Origin of the sequence: Ventrimonas sp., assembly GCF_048380235.1 — a bacterium.
Lineage (GTDB): Bacteria > Bacillota > Clostridia > Lachnospirales > Lachnospiraceae > Brotaphodocola.
In genome coordinates, this window is the sequence record NZ_DBFCCJ010000068.1 from 1 (window position 1) to 1032 (window position 1032).

At 47.0% G+C, this 1032-nt stretch carries 2 protein-coding genes and 1 pseudogene; all 3 read left to right on the top strand.

What is annotated here, in order from left to right; all coding sequences use genetic code 11:
* A pseudogene (locus ACMP1L_RS11160) lies at window positions 1-360 on the top strand (DNA recombinase); the annotation flags it as partial.
* A 26-nt stretch (window positions 361-386) separates the two neighbouring features.
* On the top strand, window positions 387-740 hold the full coding sequence (locus tag ACMP1L_RS11165; protein ID WP_418453043.1) for a TnpV protein: 354 nt from the start codon (window positions 387-389) through the stop codon (window positions 738-740).
* A 16-nt stretch (window positions 741-756) separates the two neighbouring features.
* On the top strand, window positions 757-1032 hold a 276-nt coding region (locus ACMP1L_RS11170), incomplete at its 3' end, for a hypothetical protein (protein ID WP_418453044.1).

Consider the following 1032-nt stretch of genomic DNA (forward strand, 5'->3'; position numbering starts at 1 on the left):
GAACGCGCCAGAAAAGGTAGTCAGGACACCACGCAGGAAATTGAAATCTACTTCAATTTTTTAGGACGCTATATCCCACCATCCTTACAGCCGGTTCCTTTAACCCCGGAGGAACAGGAAGAACTGCGGAAAAAAGAAGAACGCAAGGACAGGCTTCATCAGAATTATTTGAAGCGGAAAGCCAGCGGCGCACAGAAACAGTATGAGGACAAAATCAAGGCGAAGAAAAAAGCGGAAATGGACGCTAAGAAAGCCCTGATCCGGGCTGAGGATATGAAAAAAGGTGTTTTTTCTACTATTGGTCAGCTACCAAAAGAAGAACCACGCAAAGGCAGCATAGCAGCCAGCGCAGCAGTCTAATCATCACGAAGCAAAGGAGAATGAATATGAGTAAGTTGACTTACATTCGTTGTGGAGATTATGATATACTAAACCTAAAACTTTCTGAACAGCCGGAAACTTCTATCGGCAAGTACGGCAGAATGCGAAAATCCTACCTAAAGGAACATCGCCCCATTCTCTACAACCATCTGCTGATGAGCGAGAAGCTGTATCCACACCTGTTAGAGATTGAGCGGACAGCACAGGAGCGCGTGGACACCATGTTGCCTCACATGATGGAGACTGCGGGTGTCGCGGAAGAACTGAAAGCCTGTGACCCTATGCGTTGGGTGGGGCTGATGAACACATTAACGGCACAGATTGAGGAAATTTTAATCAGGGAACTGATTTGCAGCTGAATGGGAGGTGCGGGAAATGCTGACCTTTGAAAAGATTTTGAAAGTGTTTCAGGCATATCTGGATGATGATCCACTGTATGAGGTGGTTCAGACCAGCCACGGTTATACATTGATGGCATGGGAACCCCACCGGAATGACTGGTACAGCGCTGAAATACAGAAAACCCCGGAGGATTTACGGAACGCTTTGTTGGGTACATACGCCAACTTTCTGGAAGATAAGATTACTGGAAATGACCGTGACCTGACTGTGACAGAAACCGGAGAAATCCAGCAGAGGTGCCGGGAACTT

What these genes read in the sequence shown, in the direction of transcription:
- ACMP1L_RS11165 (WP_418453043.1), top strand. Translation starts at nt 387, where the DNA reads ATGAGTAAGTTGACTTACATTCGTTGTGGAGATTATGATATACTAAAC.